The organism is Streptomyces sp. NPDC050528, assembly GCF_044457795.1.
Lineage (GTDB): Bacteria > Actinomycetota > Actinomycetes > Streptomycetales > Streptomycetaceae > Streptomyces.
Window position 1 is genome coordinate 38,966 of the sequence record NZ_JBITHH010000005.1, and the last position, 23,893, is coordinate 62,858.

The following is a 23,893-nucleotide window of genomic DNA, read 5'->3' on the forward strand; positions in this document are numbered from 1 at the left end:
ACACGGCACGACGAAGGGGCCCTTGGACAAGGGCCCCTTCGTCACGTCAACTCCCTTGTGGCTACGGCAGGTTGCGCGCCATCACGATGCGCTGGACCTGGTTCGTGCCTTCGTAGATCTGGGTGATCTTCGCGTCGCGCATCATGCGCTCGACCGGGTAGTCGCGGGTGTAGCCGTAGCCGCCGAGGAGTTGGACGGCGTCGACCGTGACCTCCATGGCGACGTCCGAGGCGAAGCACTTGGCCGCCGCGCCCTGGAAGGTGAGGTTCTTGTCGCCGCGTTCCGAGGCCGCCGCGGCCTGGTAGGTGAGGGCGCGGGCGGCCTCGATCTTCATGGCCATGTCGGCGAGCATGAACTGGATGCCCTGGAAGTCGGCGATCGGCTTGCCGAACTGCTTGCGTTCCTTGACGTAGCCCTTGGCGTAGTCGAGGGCGCCCTGGGCGATGCCGAGGGCCTGGGCCGCGATGGTGATGCGGGTGTGGTCCAGGGTCTTCATCGCGGTGGCGAAGCCCGTGCCCTCGGCGCCGATCATGCGGTCGGCCGGGATGCGAACGTTGTCGAGGTAGACCTCGCGGGTCGGGGAGCCCTTGATGCCGAGCTTCTTCTCCGGGGCGCCGAAGGAGACGCCCTCGTCGGACTTCTCGACGACGAACGCGCTGATGCCCTTGGAGCGCTTCTCGGGGTCGGTCACGGCCATCACCGTGTAGTACTCGCTCACGCCCGCGTTGGTGATCCAGCGCTTCACGCCGTTGAGGATGTAGTGGTCTCCGTCGCGGACGGCCTTCGTCTTCATGCCGGCCGCGTCGGAGCCGGCGTCCGGCTCGGAGAGGGCGTACGAGAACATCGCGTCGCCCTTGGCGAGCGGGGTCATGTACCGCTTCTTCAGGTCCTCGGAGCCGGAGAGGATGACCGGGAGCGAGCCCAGCTTGTTCACCGCGGGGATGAGGGAGGAGGAGGCACACACGCGTGCCACCTCTTCGATCACGATCACCGTGGCCAGCGCGTCGGCGCCGGTGCCGCCGTACTCCTCGGGGACGTGGACGGCGTGCAGGTCGTTCGCGACGAGGGCGTCGAGGGCCTCCTGGGGGAAGCGGGACTCCTCGTCCACCGCTGCGGCGTACGGCGCGATCTTCGCCTCGGCCAGTGAACGGATCGCGTCGCGGAGCATGTCGTGCTCCTCGGACGGGCGGTACAGGTCGAAGTCAGCCGATCCGGCCAAGGTCTCTCACGCTCCAAGGACGCTGTGATCACAGTGCTAATTACCGTTAAGTAACCCAAATTTTAGGGGCCCGCCCACGGGAGGGATACGTGAGCTTGGCGACAGGGGGAAAGGTGCCCGGTGAGAGCGCCGGTTATGCTCGGGCGCGCATCGCCCCCGTACCCCTTCTGGAGCACTCATGGCCCTCAAGATCACCGTGATCGGCACCGGCTATCTCGGCGCCACGCACGCCGCGGCCATGGCCGAGCTGGGCTACGAGGTACTGGGTCTGGACGTCGTCCCCGAGAAGATCGAGATGCTTCAGCGGGGTGAGGTCCCGATGTTCGAGCCGGGGCTGGAGGGGCTGCTGCGCAAGCACGTCGCCGGGATCGAGGGTTCCACCGGGCGGCTGCGCTTCACCATGGACTGGGCCGAGGTCGCGGAGTTCGGCGACGTCCACTTCATGTGCACGAACACCCCGCAGAAGCACGGGGAGTACGCCTGCGACATGTCGTACGTCGACCGGGCCTTCGAGCTGCTCGCCCCGCATCTGACGCGCCCCGCGCTGGTCGTCGGCAAGTCCACGGTGCCGGTGGGTTCGGCGGACCGGCTGGCCGCCTACCTCGCCGAGCACGCGCCCGCCGGCGAGGACGCCGAGCTGGCCTGGAACCCGGAGTTCCTGCGCGAGGGCTTCGCCGTCCAGGACACGCTGCACCCCGACCGGATCGTGGTCGGTGTCCGCAGCGAGCGGGCCGAGCGGCTGCTGCGCGAGGTGTACGCCCCGCCGATCGCGGCCGGGTCGCCGTTCGTCGTGACGGACTTCCCGACCGCCGAGCTGGTGAAGACGGCCGCGAACTCCTTCCTCGCCACGAAGATCTCCTTCATCAACGCGATGGCCGAGGTCTGCGAGGCCGCCGACGGCGATGTCGTGAAGCTGGCGGAGGCGATCGGGCACGACGAGCGGATCGGCAAGAAGTTCCTGCGGGCCGGCATCGGCTTCGGCGGCGGCTGCCTCCCGAAGGACATCCGGGCGTTCATGGCCCGCGCCGGTGAACTCGGCGCCGACCAGGCGCTGACCTTCCTCCGCGAGATCGACTCCATCAACATGCGGCGCCGCGGCCAGATGGTCGAGATGACCCGCGAGGCACTCGGCGGCGGCTCCTTCCTCGGCAAGCGGGTCGCCGTCCTCGGCGCCACCTTCAAGCCCGACTCCGACGACGTCCGCGACTCCCCCGCCCTGAACGTCGCCGGCCAGATCCACCTCCAGGGCGGCCAGGTCACCGTCTACGACCCGAAGGGCATGCCCAACGCGCTACGGCTGTTCCCGACGCTCGGGTACGCCGACACCGCCGTCGAGGCCGTGCGCGGCGCCGATGTCGTCCTGCACCTCACGGAGTGGCGGGAGTTCCGCGAGCTGGACCCGGCGATGCTCGGCGAGGCCGTACGCGCCCGGGTGGTCCTGGACGGCCGTAACGCGCTCGACCCGGCGCTGTGGCGCAAGGCGGGGTGGACGTTCCGCGCGATGGGGCGTCCCACGGCATAGGCAGCCGTCCGGAGACGAGCGACGCCGGTCCGGCCGAGGCTCAGTCGGCCGGACCGGCGTCTGGGTGCATTCTGCACCACTGGGCTGTGCTCGGCGTCGTGACTGTTCAAGTCGCCTTCATTCAGGGCTACTTGGCACGGTAGCGGCGCATCTTCGCGCGTGCCCCGCAGACCGCCATCGAGCACCAGCGGCCCCGGCCCGCCGGGCTGCGGTCGTAGTACGCCCAGTGGCAGGTCGGCGCCTCGCAGGCCTTGAGGCGGGGCCAGGTGCCCTCGACCAGTGACCCGGCGATCGCCGCCGCCACCCGGGAGAGCAGGGGTTCAGCGTCGGCGGGGGCGAGGCGGGCGGAGCCGTCGTGGGCGTCGAGTTCGATCACCAGCGGGGCCCGCGCGAGGAGTTCACCGAGCGGGGTCACGTCCTGGTGCGCGGGGTGGCCCGCGTGGGCCAGCAGCGTGGCGCGCAGGGACTCGCGGAGTTCGCGGGCGTGCGGGACCTGGTGTGCGGTGAGTCCGAAGGGGGTCCGGCCGTCCTCCGTGTCGAGCGCGTCGGCTCCCGCCTCGATGTCCAGCGTGTTCACCAGGGCCTGGATCAGGGCCAGGCCGCCAGGCGCGGGAACTCTCTCACTCATGGTTGCGACCACTTCATGCTTGCGACGTTACCTCCAATGCGGGAGCATGCAGTAACCGTTACTGCATGACGCCATCTATGGGTAACTAGGAGGAGTCAGTCATGGCCATCGCCGAACTGGGCGCCGTCGTCCTGGACTGTCCCGACCCCCACGCGCTCGCCGGTTTCTACGCCGGGATCCTGGGCGGCACCGTCGAAGGGGACGACGACGGCCGCTGGGTGGACCTGAAGCTGCCCGCGGGGCGGTCGCTCGCGTTCCAGGAGGCCCCGGGGTACGTACCGCCGAAGTGGCCCGCGGCCGGCGACTCGCAGCAGTTCCATCTCGACCTCACCGTCACGGACCTGGACGCGGCCGAGAAGGGCGTCCTGGCGCTGGGCGCGACGCCGTTGGACACCGAGGACCGCTCGCGCGCGTGGCGTGTGTACGCGGACCCGGCGGGGCACCCGTTCTGCCTCTGCGCCTGCTGACCTCACCGCCACCGCCACCAGGGAGATCGCCATGCCCCCCGTCGCACATTTCCGTTCCACCGTGCTCGACTGCCCCGACCCGCTCGCGCTCGCCGCGTTCTACGCCGGGATCCTCGGCGGCACGCCCCATGCCGCCGACGACGAGTGGGTCGTACTCACCATCCCGGACGGTCCGCGGCTCGCCTTCCAGCGGGTGGCGGACTACACCCCGCCGGAGTGGCCGCGCGCGGACCGGCCGCAGCAGTTCCATCTCGACTTCGACGCCGGGTCGACCTGGGAGGAGATCGAGGCGGCGGAGAGTGCCGTACTGGCGCTCGGCGCGCGGGAGTTGGACAGGCAGGACAAGGAGGACTTCCGGGTGTACGCCGATCCGGCAGGGCATCCCTTCTGCCTCTGCCGGATCGACCACCCGTAGAACCCGGGGTGTTACCCGTCCAGCTCGGCGATCTTCGCCGTCGACGGCTCGCGGCGCTGCTGGGCGGCGCGGGCCGTGAAGTCGGCGCTGCGCAGGGCGCGTTGGACGTTGCCCCAGCTGAGCAGGGCGAGGTCGGGCTCGGACCAGCCGCGGTGGAGGAGCTCGGCGATGAGGTTCGGGTAGCAGGAGGCGTCGGCGAGGTCCTGCGGGTGGGCCGTACCGGCGTCGTACGTGCCGGACAGGGCGACGCACTCGCGGCCCGCGACCTCGTGGACGTGGTCGAGATGGTCGGCGACGTCCCGGACGGACGGCCCGGTCTGCTCGGCGGTGAGCGGCACCATGCACAGGCCCTTCGCGGCGCCGACCGCGGCGAGGAGTTCGTCGGAGAGGTTCGCCGGGTGCGGGCGCAGCGTGCGGGCGGCGGAGCGGGTGAACAGCACCGGCGCCTTCGAGACCGCCAGCGTGCGGCGGATCGTGCCGTCGGAGGCGCCCGAGAGGTCCGCGAGCACGCCGAGCCGGTTCATCTCGCGCACGACCTCCTCCCCGAACCGGGTCAGCCCCGCCTCGCTCGCCCAGGACACCCCGGACAGCGTGAGGACCCGTAGACCCAGCGCGTGCAGGGACCGCAGGATGCCGAGTGAGTCGCCGAGCGCGGCGGCTCCGGCGGGGCCGAGCAGCACGGCGATACGGCCGCAGTGGCGCACGTCGGTGGTCTCGCCGGCGGTGTACGCGAGGCGCAGGCCCTCGGGGTGGGCGCGGACCACCGTGTTGACCAGGTCGAGCTGCTCCAGGGTGGCGCCGACCGCCCGGTCCCCGGCCAGCCCCTCGGGCAGGTGCAGCGACCAGAACAGCGCGCCGACATGCCCCTCGCGCAGCCGCGGCACATCGGTGTCCACGGAACTCTCCCCCAGCTCCAGGTCGAACCACGGCAGATGCCGCAGCGCCCACGGCAGCCCGCTGTAGCCGTCCGCGACCGGATGCGCGGCGAGGATGGCGTGCGCGCGCTCCAGCGGGGCGGCGGCCGGGTCGGAGACGGGGTCGTACGGTTCCTCGGTGTCCGGCGGGAAGACCCCACCGGGAAAGGGCTCGTGGACCAAGTCGTCGAGCTCGCCGACCTCGGTCGTCGCGTGCAGTTGGTCCTGGAGGTCGGCCATGGCGGGCTCCGTACGTCGTTACGGCAGTACGGTCACCGTCGCACGCGGACGAGGGGGCTACCTGGTGAGCGGGGCGTTCGGGGTACGGGGGCGGAACGGCCGGTCGTGCGGAGGCCGTCCCGCCCTGATGCGAACCGCTCGGTCAGCCGTCCAGCGACTCGATCGTCGCGTTCGACGGCCCCCGCGTCGCCCGGATCCCCCGCGCCACGTCCTCCGCCGCGCCCAGCACCCGTACCGCGTTCTTCCAGGTGAGCTTGGCCAGGTCGGACGTGGACCAGCCTCGGTCGAGGAGTTCCGCGACGAGGTTCGGGTAGCCGGAGACGTCGTTCAGGCCGTCGGGGGTGAAGGCCGTGCCGTCGTAGTCACCGCCGATGCCGAGGTGGTCGATGCCGGCGACCTCGCGCATGTGGTCGAGGTGGTCGGCGACGGTGGAGACCGTGGCGACGGGGCGCGGGTTGAGTTCCTCGAAGGCGTGGTGCACCTTCATCGCCTCGGCGGTGGTCTCCAGGTGGTGCAGGCCGTGCGCGCGCATGTTGTCGTCGGCCGCGGCCGTCCAGTCGACGGCGGCCTGGAGCACGAACTTCGGTACGAACGTCACCATCGCCATGCCGCCGTTGCCGGGGAGGCGTTCCAGGACGTCGTCGGGGATGTTGCGCGGGTGGTCGCAGACGGCCCGGGACGACGAGTGGGAGAAGATCACCGGGGCCGTCGACGTGTCCAGCGCGTCGCGCATCGTCGTCGCCGCCACGTGCGAGAGGTCGACGAGCATGCCCTCGCGGTTCATCTCCCGCACGACCTCACGGCCGAACGCCGACAGTCCGCCGACCCCCGGTTCGTCGGTCGCCGAGTCCGCCCACGCCACGTTGTCGTTGTGGGTGAGCGTCATGTAGCGGACGCCGAGGGCGTACAACCCCCGTAGCGTGCCGAGGGAGTTGGCGATCGAGTGCCCGCCCTCCGCACCCATAAGGGAGGCGATACGGCCCTCCGCGCGCGCCGACTCCATGTCCGCGGCGGTCAGCGCGGGCGCCAGGTCCTGCGGGTAGCGGGCGAGCAACTGCCGTACGCAGTCGATCTGTTCGAGGGTCATCGACACCGGGTCGGGCAGGTCCGAGCGCACGTACACCGACCAGTACTGCGCGGCGACGCCACCCTCGCGCAGGCGCGGGATGTCGGTGTGCAGATGGGCGTTCTGGTGGACGGCGATGTCGCGGGCGTCGAGGTCGTAGGTGACCTGCTTGCGCAGCGCCCAGGGCAGGTCGTTGTGCCCGTCGACGACCGGGAACTCGCGGAGCAGCTCCCGGGCTCGGTCCAGTGACGTCATGCCTGTGTCCCCCGTCATCCCTGTCACTTCCCGAAGCCGAAGCCGCTGCCGCTCGCGCCCTCGACCTTGGCGCGCAGCCGCTTGCCCTTCTCGGTGGCCTGGTCGTTCAGCTCCTGCTGGAACTCCCTCATGCGGACGAGGAGTTCGTCGTCGTGCGTGGCCAGGATGCGGGCGGCGAGCAGGCCCGCGTTGCGCGCGCCGGCGACCGAGACGGTGGCGACGGGGACACCGGCCGGCATCTGCACGATGGACAGCAGCGAGTCCATGCCGTCCAGGTACTTCAGCGGCACGGGCACGCCGATCACCGGCAGCGGGGTCACCGAGGCGAGCATGCCGGGGAGGTGGGCGGCGCCGCCCGCGCCCGCGATGATCACCTTGAGGCCGCGGCCGTCGGCCCGCTCGCCGTACGTGATCATCTCGCGGGGCATGCGGTGCGCGGAGACGACGTCGACCTCGTACGCGATCTCGAACTCGTCGAGGGCCTTCGCGGCGCCCTCCATGACGGGCCAGTCGGAGTCCGACCCCATGACGATTCCTACGACGGGTCCTGCGACGGGGCTCATTCGGTGATCGTGCCTCTCAGATAGCCGGCTGCGTGACGGGCGCGGTCCAGGACGTCGTCCAGGTCGTCGCCGTAGGTGTTGACGTGGCCCACCTTGCGGCCGGGCTTCACGTCCTTGCCGTACATGTGGATCTTCAGCTGGGGGTCCCGGGCCATGCAGTGCAGGTACGCGGAGTACATGTCCGGGTAGTCGCCGCCGAGAACGTTACACATCACGGTCCAGGGGGCCCGGGTGCGCGGATCGCCCAGCGGGAGGTCGAGGACCGCGCGGACGTGGTTCGCGAACTGGCTGGTGATCGCGCCGTCCTGGGTCCAGTGACCGGAGTTGTGCGGGCGCATGGCGAGTTCGTTGACGAGGATGCGGCCGTCGCGGGTCTGGAACAGCTCGACGGCGAGATGGCCGACGACCCCGAGTTCCTTGGCGATGCGCAGGGCCATCTCCTCGGCGTGCAGCGCGAGGGCCTCGTCCAGGTCGGGGGCGGGCGCGATGACCGTGTCGCAGACGCCGTTGACCTGCTGGGACTCGACGACGGGATAGGCGACGGCCTGCCCGTGCGGGGAGCGGACGACGTTCGCCGCCAGCTCGCGCACGAAGTCGACCTTCTCCTCGGCGAGCACGGGGACGCCGGCGCGGAACGGGTCGGCGGCCTCCTCCGCGGAGTCGACGACCCACACACCCTTGCCGTCGTAGCCGCCGCGGACGGTCTTGAGGACGACGGGAAAGCCGTCCCCTTCCCCGGCGAACGCGACGACATCCGCAGGGTCGCTCACGAGCCGGTGCCGCGGGCACGGCACGCCGATCTCCAGGAGCTTGGCCCGCATCACGCCCTTGTCCTGGGCGTGCACGAGCGCGTCCGGGCCGGGGCGCACGGGGATGCCGTCCGCCTCCAGGGCGCGTAGATGCTCGGTGGGTACGTGTTCGTGATCGAAGGTGATCACGTCGCAGCCCCGCGCGAAGTCACGCAGCGTGTCGAGGTCGCGGTAGTCGCCGATGACGACATCGCCGACGACCTGCGCCGCGGAATCCTGAGGGGTGTCACTGAGGAGCTTGAATTTGATGCCGAGCGGGATGCCCGCCTCGTGTGTCATACGAGCGAGCTGCCCCCCGCCGACCATGCCGACTACCGGGAACGTCACTCCCCCAGGGTATCGGTCACGCCACGGCGGCCTGATTTCCGTACCTCTTACCGTTCTTTTCCGGGTCTCTTCCCGACCTGTGAGCGGCTTCGCGGGCGGCGGGGGAAAGCGGTGGTTAGCATGGCTGGGTCGAGAATCCGAGAAGACAGGGGCCCGCACAACCATGGAGCCTGGTTCCGAAGGGCCTTTCAAACGGCTAGCCCGCGAGGTCGCCAAGTTCGGCGCGGTGGGCGTGGTGGGCACCGTGGTGAACTTCGCGGTCTCCAATCTGCTGTGGCATCTGACCAGCCTGCAGGCTGTGCGCGCCAACGTGATCGCGACGATCGTCGCCATCGGGTGCAACTACATCGGCTTCCGGTACTTCACCTACCGTGACCGCGACAAGAGCGCCCGCACCAAGGAACTCAGCCTGTTCCTGGCGTTCAGCCTGGTCGGCCTGGTGATCGAGAACGGCATCCTGTTCGCCGCGATCTACGGCTTCGGCTGGGACAGCTCGCTGCAGCGCAACGTCTTCAAGGTGCTCGGCATCGGCATCGCGACGCTGTTCCGCTTCTGGTCGTACCGCAGCTGGGTGTTCAAGGCGCTGCCGGTGGAGGACGAGGAAGCCGGGGAGCCCAAGGCCTTCCCGGCGCCGCAGTCGGAGCCGGTGCCCCGCCCCAAGCAGCACGTGAGCTGAACCGCCCGCACCCTCAGCGGACCGTGGGCTCCTCGTCGTCCACGGGCAGCCGCTTGGCCGGCGGCGTACGCGACAGGAACAGCCCGAACACCGGCGGCTGCGCCTGCAACATCTCCAGCCGCCCCCCGTCCGCCTCGGCGAGATCCCGGGCGACGGCCAGCCCGATCCCCGTGGAGTTACGCCCGCTGATCGTCCGCTCGAAGATCCGGGCGCCGAGGTCGGTCGGGACCCCGGGCCCCTCGTCCGTGACCTCTACGACGGCCTGGTTGCCGGTGACGCGGGTGCGCAGGGCGACCGTGCCGCCGCCGTGCATCAGGGAGTTCTCGATCAGCGCGGCCAGCACCTGCGCGACGGCGCCCGGGGTGCCGACGGCCTGGAGATGCCGCTTGCCCGAGCTGACGATCGCGCGCCCTGCGCTGCGGTAGGCGGGCCGCCACTCGGCGAGCTGCTGCTGAATGACCTCGTCGAGATCGAAGGAGACGGCGGATCCGGTACGAGGGTCACGCGCGTTCGTCAGCAGCCGCTCCACGACATCCGTCAGCCGCTCGACCTGCGTCAGCGCGATCGTCGCCTCCTCCTTCACGGTGTCCGGGTCATCCGTGAGGGTGATCTCCTCCAGCCGCATGGACAGCGCGGTCAGCGGCGTACGCAACTGGTGCGAGGCATCCGCCGCCAGCCGTCGCTCGGCGGTGAGCATGCGGGCGATGCGCTCGGCGGACGAGTCGAGAACATCGGCGACCCGGTCCAACTCCGGGACGCTGTACCGCTTGTGCCGGGGCCGCGGGTCACCCGAACCGAGCCGCTCCGCGGTCTCCGCGAGGTCGGTGAGCGGCGAGGCGAGCCGGTTGGCCTGCCGTACGGCGAGCAGCACGGCGGCGACCACGGCGAGCAGGGCGACGGCGCCGATGATCAGCAGCGTCCGCCCGACCTCCCGGGTGACGGTCGACCGCGGCTCCTCCACGGTGACCGTCTCGCCCTCCTCGCCCTTCGCGGTGGAGCGGATGACGTCACCGGCCGGCTTGGTGCCCACCTCGATCACCGGGTCGCCCGGGATCCGGATCACGGCGTACCGATCCTCCGTGACCTGCGTCCGCAACACCTCGGAGTCGACGATCTCCGCCCCGAGAATCCGACTGTCCACGATGCTGGCCAGCCGCAACGCCTCGGAATCCACGCGCTCTTGAGCACTGTTGCTGATGGTGCGTGTCTCCACGATGACGAGGGACACACCGAACACGGCGATGACCACCAGCACCACGGCGAGGGTGGACTGAATAAGACGACGACGCACGGGCCCCTCCGGGCGGTGACTTTTTAAGAACCGGTGTGGGCAGCGCCCTTTTTAGGGGCGCGGGGAACTGCGCGACCAGCCACAGCCGGCCCGCACCCGCGCACCCACACAAGCCACCATGGCGACGACGCGCGTAAACCCGGCTAGCTCTTCTCGAACCGGAACCCGACACCCCGGACCGTGGCGATGTACCGAGGGTTGGCCGCATCGTCACCGAGCTTCTTCCGCAGCCAGGAGATGTGCATGTCGAGGGTCTTGGTCGACGACCACCACGTCGTGTCCCACACCTCGCGCATCAACTGGTCACGCGTCACCACCCGCCCGGCATCCCGCACAAGCACCCGCAACAGGTCGAACTCCTTGGCGGTGAGCTGGAGTTCCTCGTCGCCCATCCACGCCCGGTGGGACTCGACGTCGATACGGACGCCGTGCGTGGCGGGCGGCTGCGCGGGCTCGGCCGCGCCGCGCCGGAGCAGGGCCCGGACACGCGCGAGCAGTTCGGCGAGCCGGAAGGGTTTGGTGACGTAGTCGTCGGCGCCCGCGTCGAGGCCGACGACGGTGTCCACCTCGTCGGCGCGCGCGGTCAGGATGAGGATGGGGACGGTGTGGCCCTCGGCGCGCAGTCGGCGGGCGACTTCCAGGCCGTCCATGCCGGGCAGGCCCAGGTCCAGGACACACAGGTCGATGCCGCCCTGGATGCCGGCGTCGAGCGCTGTCGGTCCGTCCTCGCGCACCTCGACCTCGTAACCTTCCCGTCGCAAAGCGCGGGCCAGCGGCTCCGAGATGGACGCGTCGTCCTCGGCGAGCAGTACACGGGTCATGAGGTGATGGTAGTCCGCCTCGGACAGCGGTCGGGGTGTGATCGCCACGAGTGATTCTTACCTTGGGGCAAGTCGGATTCGCCGCGGTGAAGATTCCGGTCCGAACCTGTGCCTGTGGGATGCCATCCTTGTATCCACCTTAGAAAAGTCGCCCGCGGTTCCACTTCACCCTGTGATCGATGTCTCAAGTCCTTCCATTTCCGGCAGTGTCCTGCCGTATGGTGACCTGACCGCCTGTAGCGACACCGGGGACCTTTGGCGAGCATTTCCTGCTGAAGGTCTCTTTTGTGTGCGGGCTGGCCATTGCCAGCCTTGAAAGGAATGACCCGTGGCCGCCGGTGCCGGCCGCCCCCCCACAGCAGCAAGGAACGACCATGGCGTCCAGCCTGACGAAGGACTCGGTGACTCCGGGCACCCCCGGTTCCGAGAAGACCTTCTTCGGCCACCCCCGCGGACTGGCCACTCTCTTCATGACCGAGATGTGGGAGCGATTCTCCTACTACGGCATGAAGGCTCTGCTCCCGCTGTACCTGGTGGCACCGGGCGGCCTGCACATGAGCGCGGCCACCGCGACCGCGATCTACTCGGTGTACCTGTCGCTCGTGTACCTGCTCGCCCTCCCCGGCGGCTGGTTCGCGGACCGCGTCCTCGGCCCCCGCAAGACGGTCGCCGTAGCGGGCGTGATCATCATGCTCGGCCACCTCACCCTGGCCCTGCCGTCCTCGGGCACGTTCTTCGCGGGCCTCGGCCTGGTGGCGATCGGCTCCGGTCTCCTGAAGGCCAACATCTCGACGATGGTCGGCCACCTCTACGAGGGCCCGGACGACCCGCGCCGCGACGGTGGCTTCACGCTCTTCTACATCGGCATCAACATCGGCGCGTTCGCCGCGCCGCTGATGATCGGCACGGTCGGCGAGAACTACAACTGGCACCTCGGCTTCGCGCTCGCCGCGGTCGGCATGGCCATCGGCCTCGCCCAGTACCTGATCGGCACGCGTCACCTCAGCTCCCGCTCGGACATCGTCCCCACGCCGCTGTCCGCGGAGGAGAAGGCGACCACGCTCCGCAAGTCGGCGTTCTGGGCGGCCGTCGCGGTCGTCTTCTACGCGGTCGTCGGCTTCTCCGGCCACTACACGCTGAACTGGCTGCTGGTCCCGATCACGATCGCCGGTCTGCTGATCCCGGTCCTGGTCATCGCCCGCATCAAGCGCGACAAGGACCTCGACCGCTCCGAGCAGTCGAAGATGTCCGCGTACATCTGGTTCTTCGTCGCCGCGGCCGTGTTCTGGATGATCTACGACCAGGGCGGCTCGACGGTGTCCCTGTTCGCCGACTCCTCGGCGAAGAACACCATCTTCGGCTGGAACTTCCCGATCTCCTGGTACCAGTCGGTCAACCCGGTCCTCATCATGGCCCTCGCCCCGGTCTTCGCCTGGGCCTGGCTGGCCCTGGCCCGCCGCGGCAAGGAGCCGAGCACGGCGACCAAGTTCGCGATGGGCCTGATCCTGATCGGCGCGTCCTTCTTCCTCTTCCTGGCCCCGCTCGCGATCGCCGACGGCGGTCACAAGGCGGCGGCGATGTGGCTGGTGGCGATCTACTTCGTCCAGACGGTCGGCGAGTTGACCCTCTCCCCCGTCGGCCTCTCCGTCACCACGAAGATGGCTCCCGCGAAGTACGCCTCCCAGATGATGGGCGTCTGGTTCCTGGCGGTCACGGCAGGCGACGCCACGACAGGCCTCCTGTCCATCGCCGGCGTAGACCTCAACAAGACGGGCATCGTCACGCTGCAGGCCGCCCTGGCGGTCCTCGCGGGCGCGGCGGTCTGGATGTACCGCAAGAGGGTCAGGGAACTCATGGGCGACGTCCACTGACGTTCGTCTACGGCAACGGTGACACGGGCCGCTGGATCCTTCGGGGTACGGCGGCCCGTGTCGTGTCCCGGCGTTTCTCAGTGGACGTTGGGCCACTCGCTTCTTTGCCAGGTGGGGATTCCCTTGCCTGAACTATGTCGGCGGCCTGTGTTGAGGGGCGCGTTCGCGTCTCGGCGGCACGCCGCCTCGGCTCAGCGGCCAACCCCGGTCGGGTGGTTGCGGGAAGCCGTAGGTAAAACTAACCACCCTCACGCCCATTGACTGGTTAGAAAAAACCCCGGCTTCCAGCAACCACCCACCCGCCGCTGGCCGTTGTCCCCACCCATCCACAGTTGGCCGCTAAGCCGAAGTGGAGTGCTGGCGAGACGCGGACGCGCACCCCTCAACACCGGCCGCCGACCCAGTACAGGCAAGGGTGTTCATGGCTGGGCCACCCATCCCTCGGGGCCGCCCGCTCGCTTCTGAAACGGGATTGCGGGAGACGAGTCAAGGGTGGAGCGCAGCGGAATCGGCGCAGCCGACGCGACCGCAGGGAGCGCCCTTTACTCGGCTCCCGCAATCCCGACACTGGACAAGAAGCGGGCGGCCAACCCGTACTTGTCAGCGCAGTCGCCTCCGCCCCGGCAGGAACGTGAACACCGCCACGCCGAGCAGGATTGCCGTACCGGAGACCAGGCCCAGCGCCTTCAGGCCGCCATGGCTGTCCGAGCCCGTCTCCGCCAAGCCCCCTGAAGTGGATGTCGACGATGACGACGTACCGCCCGATGTCGAAGAGCCGCCGGACGCGCCGCTTGCCTGTTCCGTCGTGTCCAGGGTCAGGGAGACCTCGGACTTCGTGGGGGTGCAAGTCGTCGTCGTGCCAAGGGCGTTGACCGTCAGGACGCCGGGGGACAGTGTCGACGTACCGCTCGCGCCCGGTTTGTATGTGCCGGTCAGGTCCGGGATCTCTATCGGGTCGCCGGACTTGATGGCGGCGGAGTTGGTCGGGCCCTCTACGTGGACCGTGCCCTTGTCCGCTCCGCCCAGGACCACCTCCATCGACGGCTTCACGGAGTCCGCAGGGATGTCGGCCGGGCTGTCCATCACCGACCCGTTGAACTTCACGGTGAGGGCGTAACTCCCGCCGTCCTTCGTGGCGTTGATCTGCACGGGAGAGGTCGCGTTCTTGTCGCCGATCGGGGTCTTGCACGCGTACGGGACGGAGACCTCCTTGCCGGTGAAGTCGGTTTGGCCGGTGCCAGTGCCGTCGCTCGCCGATGCCGAGGTCGAATCACTGGGTGACGCGGACTCCGACGTTGATTCCGACGCCGATGCCGAAGTCGTCGTCGAATCCGATGGAGTTGGGGACGTGCTGGACGAACTGCCGTCCCCCGCCGTCACATTGATCGTCGCCGACGGCGAAACCGTCGCCGTCGGTGTGCACTTCGTGTCCGTCGAGAACGCGTTGACCGTGTACGCGTCCGGAGTCAGCGTCACCGACCCCGCCGTCGTCAGCTTCAACGAGCCCTTCATGTCGGACAGGGTCATCACCGCGCCCTTGGGGATCGCCGGGTTCGTGCGCGGGCCCTGCATCGCGATGTCGGCGGTCTGTGCGCCGGCCGCCTTCAGAATCCCGGACGGCTGGACCGAGTTGGCGGGCAGGTCGATGATGTCGGGGTTCTTGGACGCGGCCTGGGTGAACTTCCAGACGACGTCGACCGTGTCGCCCACCTTGGCCGTGGCGGGCGCGGTGATCTCGACCTTGGTGGTGCCGTCGACCGGGTCGATTCCGGCGGGCGGCACGCAGTGGGTGGCGTAGGACACCTCGGCGGCCTGCGCGGACCCGGCGGTCAGGCCGAGCGCGAGGCCCGCGCCGCCGAGGACCAGCGCGAACGTGGCCGCGCCCGCTCTCCGTACACCGCCTCCGCCGGCCGGTATGACTCTCCTTCGCTTGCTCACGTAAGTCCCTTCCTGGTGGGAGTCGTCGGACTCGTCGGGCTGTCGTCGTGCGGTGCGGAGAGTCGACCGGCCGCCGTGCCCGGATCGGAGTCCGGGGTGAACCACGGCAGGGTCGAGGTCGTAGGGGCAGCTGCTTCCTGGGAGGCGGCCGCCTTGCCCAACTTCGGCATGCGCAGGGTGACTTGGGCGGGCATGTGCAGGGCCCTGTGCCGGGGCGGGCCCATGCTGCGGGCCGCCTTGCGTGGCCGTAGGCGATCCACCACGGCCATTCCGATGCGGAACACCGCCGCCGGTACGACCACGCAGACCAGGACCCAGAACAGGGTCACGCCCCAGGGGCGGCCGACGCCCCACGGTTCTTCGGCGAGTACCCGGCCGCCGTACTTCATCGAGACGGTGTAGTCGCCGTGCGCTCCGGCCGCGAGTTCGACCGGGAGTTTGATCTCCGCCTTTCCGCCGGGCGCGATCGTGCCGCTGAACTGCTGGTCGTCCCACTGCGGCGCGAACACCCCGTGGGAGGTGCCGACTTGGAACACCGGGTTCTTGACCGGGGACGAGCCCGCGTTGCCCACGGTGAAGACCAGCGTGCGGGACGGTGGTGCCCCGAACCAGGTCAGCAGCCCGCTCGAACCGTCCAGCCGGGTGTCGGAGAGGACCGAGAGGCGGCCGGCCGACGACTCCGCGGGGAGGGGTTCGACCGCGTGGCCCGCCACCTGGAACGCCGTGTCCGCCGACTCGCTCGCCCCCGTCACCGTCGCCACATGCACCACGCACGGGCACGGCACCGGCGGCTCCGACACCGGCAGCTTCTTGCTGAAGATGCCCTTGGCGTCGGTCGTCACGGCTCTACCGTCCGCGTTCGCACAGGAGTTGGTGCCGCCGATCACCCCGCGCGCCGGTGTCGCCTGTCCGCAGATCAGCATCATCAGCAGCGCGTGCGGCCGCCAGCCGCTCCCGGAGACCGTGAGCGAACCGCCCGTCCCCGCCTGCGGCTTGGAGAGTTTCACGCTGGGACCGACTGCCGCCGCGGCAGTCGTCGTCCCCGCCAACGGCAGCAGGAGCAGCGCGAGTACCGCCACCAGCGCCGGAATCCGCACCTTCCCGCTCACGTCCCCACTCCCGTCAACTCAGTCCGTGTGTACGGGGGTTCGGCCGCCTCGTCGCCTTCATCCGCACGGCGCCGTCGACGTAGTAGTCGTAGTCGTAGTCGTACGAGAAGCAGCGCTCCCCCGGCCGTCACCACTCCCCCGGCCCCCGCCACCACGCCCCACGGCACGAACCTCGTCGACACGTCCGCCGTGTCGTGGGCGCCGCCCGTCGCGGTGACCGTGAGGCGTACGTCGACCGCGTCCAGGGTGGGGTGGTCGGGCCAGGGTTCCGTCAGCTTCAGGCGTTGGCCCGGCGGGAGTTGGACCGGGAGGGTGCGGGGGGTGCGGTTCAGGACGGTGCCGAGGATGCCGGTGGCGTGGACGGCGAGTTTCGGGGTGAGGGGGGTCGTGCCGCGGTTGACCAGGTCGTAGGAGATGCGGTTGCCGTGGAACGCCACGTGTTCGACGGTCAGGGCCGACAACGCCGGGCCGGACACGTGGAGTTGGAGGCGTGTCGTCGCCTCGCGGCCGCTCGCGTCCCGCGCGGTGATCGTGGCGGTGTGGTCGCCGGGGGCCGCGGTCGCCGGGACGTTCACCGTGAAGGGGATGTCTGCCCGGGTGCGGGCCGGTACCCCAACTCCCGTGTCCGCGAAGGTGATCGGGACGCCCACAGCGCGCAGACGTACCGTGATCGGGCGGGCGGTCGGGTTGGTCACGGACACCGTGTCCTGCAAGGTCGTGCCGGGCTCGCCCTCCGCGTAGAACGTCGGGCGGCCGCCGCCCGCGGGCGCAACGGTCCATCCCCCGGCGGCCGTTGCGGTCGGTGTGGCCGTCAGGAGGGCGAGGAGGGACAGGCACAGGACGCGGGCGGTTGACAGCATGGGCGGCTCCATAGCCGATCGACGGCACTTCCCGGCACTTCGGCGGAGCGCCTAACGGCGGGTGTGGGCCGTCTGGTTGCGCCGGGTCAGCCACAGGGTGCCCGCCGCGCCCGCGAGCAGGACCGTGCCGCCGAGGGTGCCGAGGGCGATGACCGAGTCGTCGGGGCCGGTCTTCGGGAGCGTGCCGCTGGAGTCCGTACCGGTGCCGGTGCCGGTTGAACCGGTCGAACCGCCGGACGAACCGCCGGCCGCCGTGACGTCCAGCGTGAGGGACGGGCCAGGGCTGTTGGTGGGGGTGCACGTCGTCGTCGTACCGAGGGCCTTGATGGTGAGGACGGCCGCCGTGAACGTGACCTTGCCGGACGCCTTCGGGGTGTACGTACCCGTCAAGTCGTTGATTTTGATGGGGGTGTTGGCGGGGATCGCGGCCTGGTTGGCCGGGCCCGACACCGAGACCGTGCCGCTGTCCGCGCCGCCCACCTTGATGGTGGCGCTCGGGCTCATCGCGCCCTTGCCGAGTTCGACGGGGCTGGAGGAGACGCCCTTCTGCCAGGACATGGTGAGTTTGTAGGCGCTGCCGCTCTTGACGCCCTTGATGTCGATCGGCGATACGGCGGTCTTGACGCCGATGGGCGTCTGGCACTTGTAGTTGACGTCGACCACGTCGGCCCGGGCTGCGGGGGCGGCCATGAATACCGCCGAGCCGGCCAGGGCCGCGACGGACGCGAGCGCTGCGGTTCGTTTCTGGTACGACACGGTCCCCTCATTCCTGACGGCACATCAGATCGGCCGTCAAGGTACGCCCGGGGTCGTGAGGAGGGAAGACAAGGCGCACGCCGGAGTTGTGACGATCCGACGTGTGCGAAGGGGTGGCCGAGTGGAGAGGGTGACCGCAGGTAACCCGAGGTGGACGGGCGGCGGGCCAGGTCAGGGCTAGGCGGGTGCGCCCAGCTCCGCCCAGACCGTCTTGCCGGTGACGCCCGGGGCGCGGACGACCCCCCAGTCCAGGCAGAGCCGCTGCACGATGAACATGCCGTGGCCGCCGGGGCGGCCCGCGCGGTGCGGGGTTCTGGGGGCGGGCTGGCCCGTGCCGCGGTCGGAGACCTCGACCCGGATCACCTTGTTGTCGCAGGTGATCCACATCTCGTCCGGGCCCTCGGCGTGCAGACAGGCGTTGGTGACCAGCTCGGAGACGACGAGGAGCACGTCCTCGGCGGCGGCGCGCCGGTCGGCGCCCTCGGCGGGCAGCCAGCCCCAGGCGTACAGGGCCTGGCGGGCGAAGTCGCGGGCCAGCGGTACGACCCCGCTCTCGCCCGCGAAACTGAGCCTGCGGGTGTCCCGGCCCACGGCCGGTTCGGCGTCGTCCCCGACGGACGGCACGGAAGCGCCTCCGGCGGGCGCCTCCGCGGCGCCACCGGACTCCGGGCGGTCGCCCGGCGGGTAGGGCCGGGTGGTGCTCATCAGCGCTTCACCTCACCGATTCACCGGTTCACGATTCAAGAGTTGGTGCGTGTTCAAGGGTCAGTACGTGGATCAGGAGCATTTTCGTCGCTCTGCTTCTCGACAGGTTCAGATGTTCTCCTGCCCGAGCGAACCGGCAAAACACCCCTTACTCGGCACGGAAGACGAGGCACGGGGAATCCGCCGGTCGCACGGGGGGAGAACAGGGCTCAGCCGGACTCGTCGGCGAGGGCGGCCCCGAGGGTGTCGTGGACGGTGAAGACCGCATCCGCCCCTGTGATCTCGAACACGCGCGCCACCGCGGGCATCATCCCCGCGAGGTGCACTCCGCCACCTGCGGCTTCCGCCTTGAGGCGCGCGCCGAGCAGTACGTTCAGGCCCGTGGAGTCGCAGAACTCCAGCCGTGAGCAGTCCACGACGAGCCGTGCGTACCCATGGGCGAGCAGGTCCTCCAGTGGCTCCCGCAACAGATCGGCGGTGTGGTGATCCAACTCACCCGCCGGCGTCACGACAGCACTGAGGCCCTGTTTCCGCACCTCGACCAGAAGCCGGCCAGACTGTGCGCTGCCGACCGTCCCGCGGTCCATGCCGTCTCTCTCTCCCGAGGTCGTGGCTGTTGACGTTCGCCCTGGAACACTACGCCTTCCTCACACTCTCCGACACCCGAACAACCGCCCATAAATGGACATATGGGTACGCAATGCACTTGCGGCGGGCTCCGGAAAACGGGTAGGGCTAGTAGGGACAAGTATTTGGACATTCGATACGACCGACAAGTCAGGCGGAAAGGCCCGCCCGACGCGTCCGACTGTCGATACGACCGACCGACCGACACGACCGGCTTTGGAGGCGCCGCACTCCGCAGTGCACGCACCGGCTTCGGCAGCCATATGCCGAGAACGATGGAGGACGCCATGTCACCCCGGCTCGACGCATCGCCTACCCCTGCAGCGACGTCGACACCCCCACCGGCACAACTGGATCCCAATGCCATCGAGGGGCTCCCCGAGATCCCCCCGTACGACGAGGTCGGCGCCGTGGACGCACGAGCGCTCTCCAAGACCCTCTTCGAGCGGCTCGAATCGCTCGAAGAAGGCACGCACGAGTACTCGTACGTCCGCAACACCCTCGTCGAACTCAACCTCGCGCTGGTCAAGTTCGCCGCCTCCCGGTTCCGCTCGCGCAGCGAACCGATGGAGGACATCATCCAGGTCGGCACCATCGGCCTGATCAAGGCGATCGACCGTTTCGAACTCAGCCGCGGCGTCGAGTTCCCCACCTTCGCGATGCCAACCATCGTGGGAGAGATCAAGCGCTTCTTCCGCGACACCTCGTGGTCCGTGCGCGTCCCGCGCCGGCTCCAGGAACTCCGGCTCGACCTGGCCAAGGCCGGCGACGAACTGGCCCAGCAACTCGACCGCGCCCCCACCGTGGCCGAGTTGGCGGAGCGCCTGAAGATCTCCAAGGAGGAGGTCGTCGAGGGCATGGCGGCGTCAAATGCCTACACGGCGAGCTCACTTGACGCGCAGCCCGAGGAGGACGACTCCGAGGGCGCCCTCGCGGACCGCATCGGCTACGAGGACCACGGACTCGAAGGCATCGAGTACGTCGAGTCGTTGAAGCCCCTGATCGCCGAACTCCCGTCCCGGGACCGGCAGATCCTCTCCCTGCGCTTCGTCGCCAACATGACGCAGTCGGAGATCGGCGACGAGCTGGGCATCTCGCAGATGCATGTGTCGCGGCTGCTGTCGCGAACACTGGTGCGGCTGCGGAAGGGACTGACGGTCGAGGAGTAAGAACTCCCCTGGCCGTACGCCGGTATCGCCTGCATCTCCGGCGGTATCGCCCGTATCTCCGGTATTGCCTGTACTGAGCGCGGCGCGTGTGTGCGCCGCGCTCAGGCGTTCCCGGACGCTTCCGTACCACCCCCGGGGTTACCCACAGAAACCTCTTTCCCCACCGGCCTCCTTCCACCACTATGGTCACCCGGCAAACTGGCTGGTACGTCAGTACGGGCGTGAGGAGGCGGGTGAATGGTTCGCTCCGAGAAGGACGACGGCATACCCGGAGCGTCCGACGCCCGGCTCACGGAGTTACTGCGCGCGGACACGTCCACGGTCTACGCGGCCCTGCGGGAACTTCGCACCCGGCACCAGCCGTCCGTGCTCTCCTACGCCCGCCTGTGCACGACGAGCGAGTCGGCGGCACGGCAGCTGGCGGCACAGGCGTTCACCCTCGCGGCCCGCGAGACGGCACGCGGCGTGGACCCGTCCGTCCCCTGGCGGCACCAACTCCTGCTGCTGGCCGGGCGAGTGGCCGCGTCATGGTCCCGGGACGACCGCTCGACCGGCCTGGACCCCGGCCTCCTCCTGCTCCTGAACACGACGGACCCGGCACCTGCCATGCTCCCGGCGTTCCGCTCGCTCCCCTCCCGGACCCAGGGCCTGGTCTGGAACGGCGTCGTCGACCGGGAACCGGAGACCGTGACCGCCTCCCTCCTCGGCCTCACCCCCGAGGACGTCGCCCACGGCACCGGACCGGCCCTCCAGTCCATGGCCCAGGCCTGCCTGAAGACCCGCCTGGCCGCCTCCGACGACCCGCGCTGCGGTGACTTCCGGCGGCTGATCGAGGAGTCGGTACGCCCCGACAACCCCCGCGACAGCGCCGACCTGCACGCGCACATGGCGCAGTGCGTCCACTGCACGGGCGCGTACGAGGAACTGACGGCACTGCGGGACGCGCCGCGGGCGACGCTGGCGGAGGGGCTGCTGGCGTGGGCGGGGGCGTCGTACGCGATACGGGATCGCGAGGAGGCGAGGGGCAACGCCCGCGGGACTCCGGCGAGTTGGGCACCCTCGCGGCGTCGGCTGGTGCTGGCGTCGGCGGCGCTGGGGGTGGCGCTGGTGCCGCTGCTGTTCTTTCTGCTGCGGTCGGGCGGGGCGACGTCGCATCCGGGTGCGGCGGCGGGCGCGGTGGCGATCCCGTCGGGTCCGTCCGAGGTGACGGTGACGGCGACGGTCCCGGTGACGCCGTCGGTGTCCCCCGCCAAGTCGCCGTCCCCGACGAGGAGTTCGAAGCCGAGCCGCTCCGCGAGCGCGACACCCTCCCCGTCTCTGTCCCCGGCCACGCACGCGCCCGACGGCACCTCCGCGCAGATCGTGAACGTCTCCACGGGCCGATGCCTGGACATCCGCGACGGCGACCTGACGAAGGGCACGGATGTGATCACGGCGCCCTGCACCTCGTCCGGCACCCAGCTGTGGCGCGTCGACTCCGGGCGCGGGGTGGTGCAGTCCTCCGCCGACTCCGACCTGTGCCTGGACAGCCGGGGGTCCGTGGACAAGGGCGTCGGCATCTGGGAGTGCGATTCGGTGGACGGGAGCCACGGCGAGAACCTGCGCTTCACGGTGGACCCGGACGGGGTGATCCGCCCGGCGATCGCGATCCTGACGGGGATGACGCCGGACGGGGAGGAGGGGGTGTCACTGGTGCCGTTGAGTGGTGGTGCTGAGCAACGGTGGCGGGCGGGGTGAGATGAGGTGACGCCGGGTGGGGTGAGTGACGCCGGGTGAGGTGGGGGCCAACTACCGTTGCTCCGCATGACAGTTACCGCGATGGACATCACCGAGGACCTGATCCGGGACCTGTTGCGCGAGCAGCACCCGGATCTGGCGGACCGCCCCGTGGAGTTGGGCGCGCGCGGCTGGGACAACCAGGTGTGGCGGCTCGGCGACGATCTCGCCGTCCGGTTGCCGTGGGCGACGGAGAACGCGGACGCGCTGCTGCGCAAGGAGTACGCCTGGCTGCCCGGCCTCGCCCCGCACCTTCCCCTGCCGATCCCGGTCCCGCAACGCCTCGGTCAGCCCTCCGAACGGTTCCCGCGCCCCTGGCTCGTCACCACGTGGGTACCGGGCGAGCCGGCCGACCGCGCCCCCGCGACGCGCGGCGCCGAGGCGGCCGTAGCGCTGGCGGACTTCCTGACGGCACTGCACCGCCCCGCGCCCGAGGGAGCGCCGAAGGGACACGACCGCGGGGGCCCGCTGGCCGACCACACCGAAGGCTTCCTCCGGGGGCTCGCCTCGGCCGCCGACATGGGCCTGATCCCCGACCCGGAGGCCGTCCGGGCGGTCTGGGAGGACGCCGTGGCGGCACCCGAGTGGACGGGCCCGGCACTCTGGCTCCACGGCGACCTGCATCCGGCCAACATCGTGACCGCGAACGGCACGTTGGCCGGCGTGATCGACTTCGGCGACCTGTGCGTCGGTGACCCCGCCTACGACCTCGCCGCCACGTGGATCCTGCTGCCGGACGGCGCGACGGATCTGTTCCACGCGGCCTACCGCCCAACCCCCGACGCGGCGACCCTGCGCCGCGCCCGAGGCTGTGCGCTGATGCGTGCCCTCGGCGGCATCCACATCGGCCACGCCGGCGACCACGGCCGCCCCGGCGGCAAGTCCACGTGGGGCCCGCCGGCCCACGCCTCGCTACGACGGCTCACCGCATCGCCGACGGGAGGTTGAGAAACGGGCTCAACTCCCGGAGCGCGGTGGTAGGACGGGGACCGGCACGGCGGACACCGGCCGGGGCACGGTCCGAACGAACCACTGCGGAACGGGAGTTGGGCATGGCTGGAGAGACACGAGCACAGGCGCAGAACATCGACGAGGTCGTGGACACGCTGGCGGGGATCGTGCGGGAGGCGACCGTCGCCGGTGACCGGATCGGATACTTCGCGGCGTTGTACCGCCAGGTGACCGTGGAGATCCGTAAGGCCATCCACGCGGGGCAGTTCGAGGACGGTCCCCGGATGGACCGTTTCGACACGCTCTTCGGCAACCGCTACATCGACGCGTACAACGCCTGGCAACGCGACCGGAGCGGGCCGCGCTGCTGGCGCGAGACGTTCGGTCTGCTGTCCGACGCCGACACGGTGATCGTCCAGCACCTGATCCTGGGCGTGAACGCCCACATCAACCTCGACCTGGCCGTAGCCGCCGCGCGAACCACCCCCGGCGCGGACATCCACGCCCTCCAGCACGACTACCTGCTGATCAACGACATCCTCGCGGGGGTGGTGCTGGTGCTGGAGGACTCGGTGGGCGCCGTATCCCCCCTCCTGTCCCTGTTGGACAAGGTCGGGGGCCGCACGGACGAGCAGATCCTGGACTTCAGCATCGTCCAGTCCCGCCAGGAGGCCTGGTACAACGCGGTCCTGCTGGCCGGCCAGACGGAGGCGCAACGCGAGGTCACGATCGACCGGTTGGACGTCCGGGCGGCGGTACTGGCTCGACTGATCGCCCGGCCCGGGCTTCTTGTGCGGCCGGCGTTGGAGTTGATCCGGGGGACGGAGAGTGGGGATGTGGGGGCTGTTATTTCGCATTTGGATGGGGCGATGGAGCGGGCGGGTGCCCAGAAGGGGACGGGGTGAGGCTCGGAGTCGT

At 69.9% G+C, this 23,893-nt stretch carries 23 protein-coding genes; 9 read left to right on the forward strand and 14 right to left on the reverse strand.

Annotated elements, in window-relative coordinates; translation table 11 throughout:
• Nucleotides 1-61: 61 nt before the first annotated feature.
• Entirely contained in the window at nt 62-1,219 is a 1,158-nt protein-coding gene (locus tag ACIBK4_RS18425; protein ID WP_317885619.1) for an acyl-CoA dehydrogenase, read from the reverse strand.
• A 178-nt stretch (nt 1,220-1,397) separates the two neighbouring features.
• On the opposite strand from ACIBK4_RS18425, the gene ACIBK4_RS18430 reads away from it, so the two are divergent.
• Nucleotides 1,398-2,741 (forward strand): UDP-glucose dehydrogenase family protein, encoded by a 1,344-nt coding sequence (locus ACIBK4_RS18430; protein WP_398995814.1) that lies wholly within the window; start codon nt 1,398-1,400, stop codon nt 2,739-2,741.
• Between the two features lie 127 nt (nt 2,742-2,868).
• Here ACIBK4_RS18430 and ACIBK4_RS18435 read toward each other — a convergent pair whose 3' ends face one another.
• Nucleotides 2,869-3,369, reverse strand: coding sequence for a CGNR zinc finger domain-containing protein (locus ACIBK4_RS18435; protein ID WP_398995815.1), 501 nt, complete (start codon nt 3,367-3,369; stop codon nt 2,869-2,871).
• A gap of 101 nt (nt 3,370-3,470) precedes the next feature.
• Between ACIBK4_RS18435 and ACIBK4_RS18440 the strand changes: the two genes are divergently transcribed.
• Both ACIBK4_RS18440 and ACIBK4_RS18445 read left to right on the forward strand, forming a co-directional pair.
• Nucleotides 3,471-3,836, forward strand: coding sequence for a VOC family protein (locus ACIBK4_RS18440; RefSeq protein ID WP_398995816.1), 366 nt, complete (start codon nt 3,471-3,473; stop codon nt 3,834-3,836).
• Between the two features lie 31 nt (nt 3,837-3,867).
• Nucleotides 3,868-4,251 carry a VOC family protein gene (locus ACIBK4_RS18445; RefSeq protein ID WP_398995817.1) on the forward strand — a complete coding sequence of 128 codons (384 nt, stop codon included), beginning with the start codon at nt 3,868-3,870 and terminating at the stop codon, nt 4,249-4,251.
• Nucleotides 4,252-4,262: 11 nt separating this feature from the next.
• On the opposite strand, the gene ACIBK4_RS18450 is transcribed toward ACIBK4_RS18445, so the two are convergent.
• The 4 genes from ACIBK4_RS18450 to ACIBK4_RS18465 form a co-directional block, all read right to left on the reverse strand.
• The gene (locus ACIBK4_RS18450) at nt 4,263-5,405 is read right to left on the reverse strand and encodes a dipeptidase (protein ID WP_033286631.1); all 1,143 of its coding nucleotides are present in this window, start codon (nt 5,403-5,405) and stop codon (nt 4,263-4,265) included.
• A gap of 142 nt (nt 5,406-5,547) precedes the next feature.
• Nucleotides 5,548-6,726: a dipeptidase gene (locus ACIBK4_RS18455; RefSeq protein ID WP_398995818.1), complete on the reverse strand. Its 1,179-nt coding sequence runs from the start codon at nt 6,724-6,726 to the stop codon at nt 5,548-5,550.
• A 23-nt stretch (nt 6,727-6,749) separates the two neighbouring features.
• Nucleotides 6,750-7,289 (reverse strand): 5-(carboxyamino)imidazole ribonucleotide mutase, encoded by a 540-nt coding sequence (gene purE, locus ACIBK4_RS18460; RefSeq protein ID WP_398995819.1) that lies wholly within the window; start codon nt 7,287-7,289, stop codon nt 6,750-6,752.
• Nucleotides 7,286-8,425 carry a 5-(carboxyamino)imidazole ribonucleotide synthase gene (locus ACIBK4_RS18465; protein WP_398995820.1) on the reverse strand — a complete coding sequence of 380 codons (1,140 nt, stop codon included), beginning with the start codon at nt 8,423-8,425 and terminating at the stop codon, nt 7,286-7,288. The genes purE and ACIBK4_RS18465 overlap by 4 nt, the downstream gene beginning before the upstream one ends.
• 163 nt (nt 8,426-8,588) lie before the next feature.
• On the opposite strand from ACIBK4_RS18465, the gene ACIBK4_RS18470 reads away from it, so the two are divergent.
• Entirely contained in the window at nt 8,589-9,101 is a 513-nt protein-coding gene (locus tag ACIBK4_RS18470; protein WP_398995821.1) for a GtrA family protein, read from the forward strand.
• A 13-nt stretch (nt 9,102-9,114) separates the two neighbouring features.
• Here the strand turns inward: ACIBK4_RS18470 and ACIBK4_RS18475 are convergent, their stop codons facing one another.
• The gene (locus tag ACIBK4_RS18475; RefSeq protein ID WP_398995822.1) at nt 9,115-10,392 is read right to left on the reverse strand and encodes an ATP-binding protein; all 1,278 of its coding nucleotides are present in this window, start codon (nt 10,390-10,392) and stop codon (nt 9,115-9,117) included.
• 143 nt (nt 10,393-10,535) lie between these two features.
• Nucleotides 10,536-11,213 (reverse strand): response regulator transcription factor, encoded by a 678-nt coding sequence (locus ACIBK4_RS18480; protein WP_174447603.1) that lies wholly within the window; start codon nt 11,211-11,213, stop codon nt 10,536-10,538.
• Nucleotides 11,214-11,587: 374 nt separating this feature from the next.
• On the opposite strand from ACIBK4_RS18480, the gene ACIBK4_RS18485 reads away from it, so the two are divergent.
• Nucleotides 11,588-13,084, forward strand: coding sequence for an oligopeptide:H+ symporter (locus tag ACIBK4_RS18485; RefSeq protein WP_398995823.1), 1,497 nt, complete (start codon nt 11,588-11,590; stop codon nt 13,082-13,084).
• 600 nt (nt 13,085-13,684) lie between these two features.
• On the opposite strand, the gene ACIBK4_RS18490 is transcribed toward ACIBK4_RS18485, so the two are convergent.
• From ACIBK4_RS18490 to ACIBK4_RS18515, 6 genes are all read right to left on the reverse strand, one after another.
• Entirely contained in the window at nt 13,685-15,022 is a 1,338-nt protein-coding gene (locus ACIBK4_RS18490) for a hypothetical protein (RefSeq protein WP_398995824.1), read from the reverse strand.
• The gene (locus ACIBK4_RS18495) at nt 15,019-16,131 is read right to left on the reverse strand and encodes a hypothetical protein (protein WP_398995825.1); all 1,113 of its coding nucleotides are present in this window, start codon (nt 16,129-16,131) and stop codon (nt 15,019-15,021) included. Before ACIBK4_RS18495 ends, ACIBK4_RS18490 begins: the two co-directional genes overlap by 4 nt.
• Nucleotides 16,128-16,991 (reverse strand): hypothetical protein, encoded by an 864-nt coding sequence (locus ACIBK4_RS18500; protein ID WP_398995826.1) that lies wholly within the window; start codon nt 16,989-16,991, stop codon nt 16,128-16,130. The genes ACIBK4_RS18495 and ACIBK4_RS18500 overlap by 4 nt, the downstream gene beginning before the upstream one ends.
• A 51-nt stretch (nt 16,992-17,042) precedes the next feature.
• Nucleotides 17,043-17,747: an LPXTG cell wall anchor domain-containing protein gene (locus ACIBK4_RS18505; protein ID WP_398995827.1), complete on the reverse strand. Its 705-nt coding sequence runs from the start codon at nt 17,745-17,747 to the stop codon at nt 17,043-17,045.
• 177 nt (nt 17,748-17,924) lie between these two features.
• Entirely contained in the window at nt 17,925-18,452 is a 528-nt protein-coding gene (locus ACIBK4_RS18510) for an ATP-binding protein (RefSeq protein ID WP_366436545.1), read from the reverse strand.
• Nucleotides 18,453-18,661: 209 nt separating this feature from the next.
• The gene (locus ACIBK4_RS18515) at nt 18,662-19,039 is read right to left on the reverse strand and encodes an STAS domain-containing protein (RefSeq protein WP_266769331.1); all 378 of its coding nucleotides are present in this window, start codon (nt 19,037-19,039) and stop codon (nt 18,662-18,664) included.
• A 327-nt stretch (nt 19,040-19,366) separates the two neighbouring features.
• On the opposite strand from ACIBK4_RS18515, the gene ACIBK4_RS18520 reads away from it, so the two are divergent.
• The 4 genes from ACIBK4_RS18520 (at nt 19,367) to ACIBK4_RS18535 (ending at nt 23,880) form a co-directional block, all read left to right on the forward strand.
• Nucleotides 19,367-20,248 (forward strand): RNA polymerase sigma factor SigF, encoded by an 882-nt coding sequence (locus ACIBK4_RS18520; protein WP_398995828.1) that lies wholly within the window; start codon nt 19,367-19,369, stop codon nt 20,246-20,248.
• A 237-nt stretch (nt 20,249-20,485) separates the two neighbouring features.
• Complete coding sequence (locus tag ACIBK4_RS18525) at nt 20,486-21,985, forward strand: ricin-type beta-trefoil lectin domain protein (protein ID WP_398995829.1); 1,500 nt, start codon at nt 20,486-20,488, stop codon at nt 21,983-21,985.
• 66 nt (nt 21,986-22,051) lie between these two features.
• Complete coding sequence (locus tag ACIBK4_RS18530) at nt 22,052-22,972, forward strand: aminoglycoside phosphotransferase family protein (RefSeq protein WP_398995830.1); 921 nt, start codon at nt 22,052-22,054, stop codon at nt 22,970-22,972.
• Between the two features lie 104 nt (nt 22,973-23,076).
• Complete coding sequence (locus tag ACIBK4_RS18535) at nt 23,077-23,880, forward strand: DUF5995 family protein (RefSeq protein ID WP_398995831.1); 804 nt, start codon at nt 23,077-23,079, stop codon at nt 23,878-23,880.
• Nucleotides 23,881-23,893: the final 13 nt, after the last annotated feature.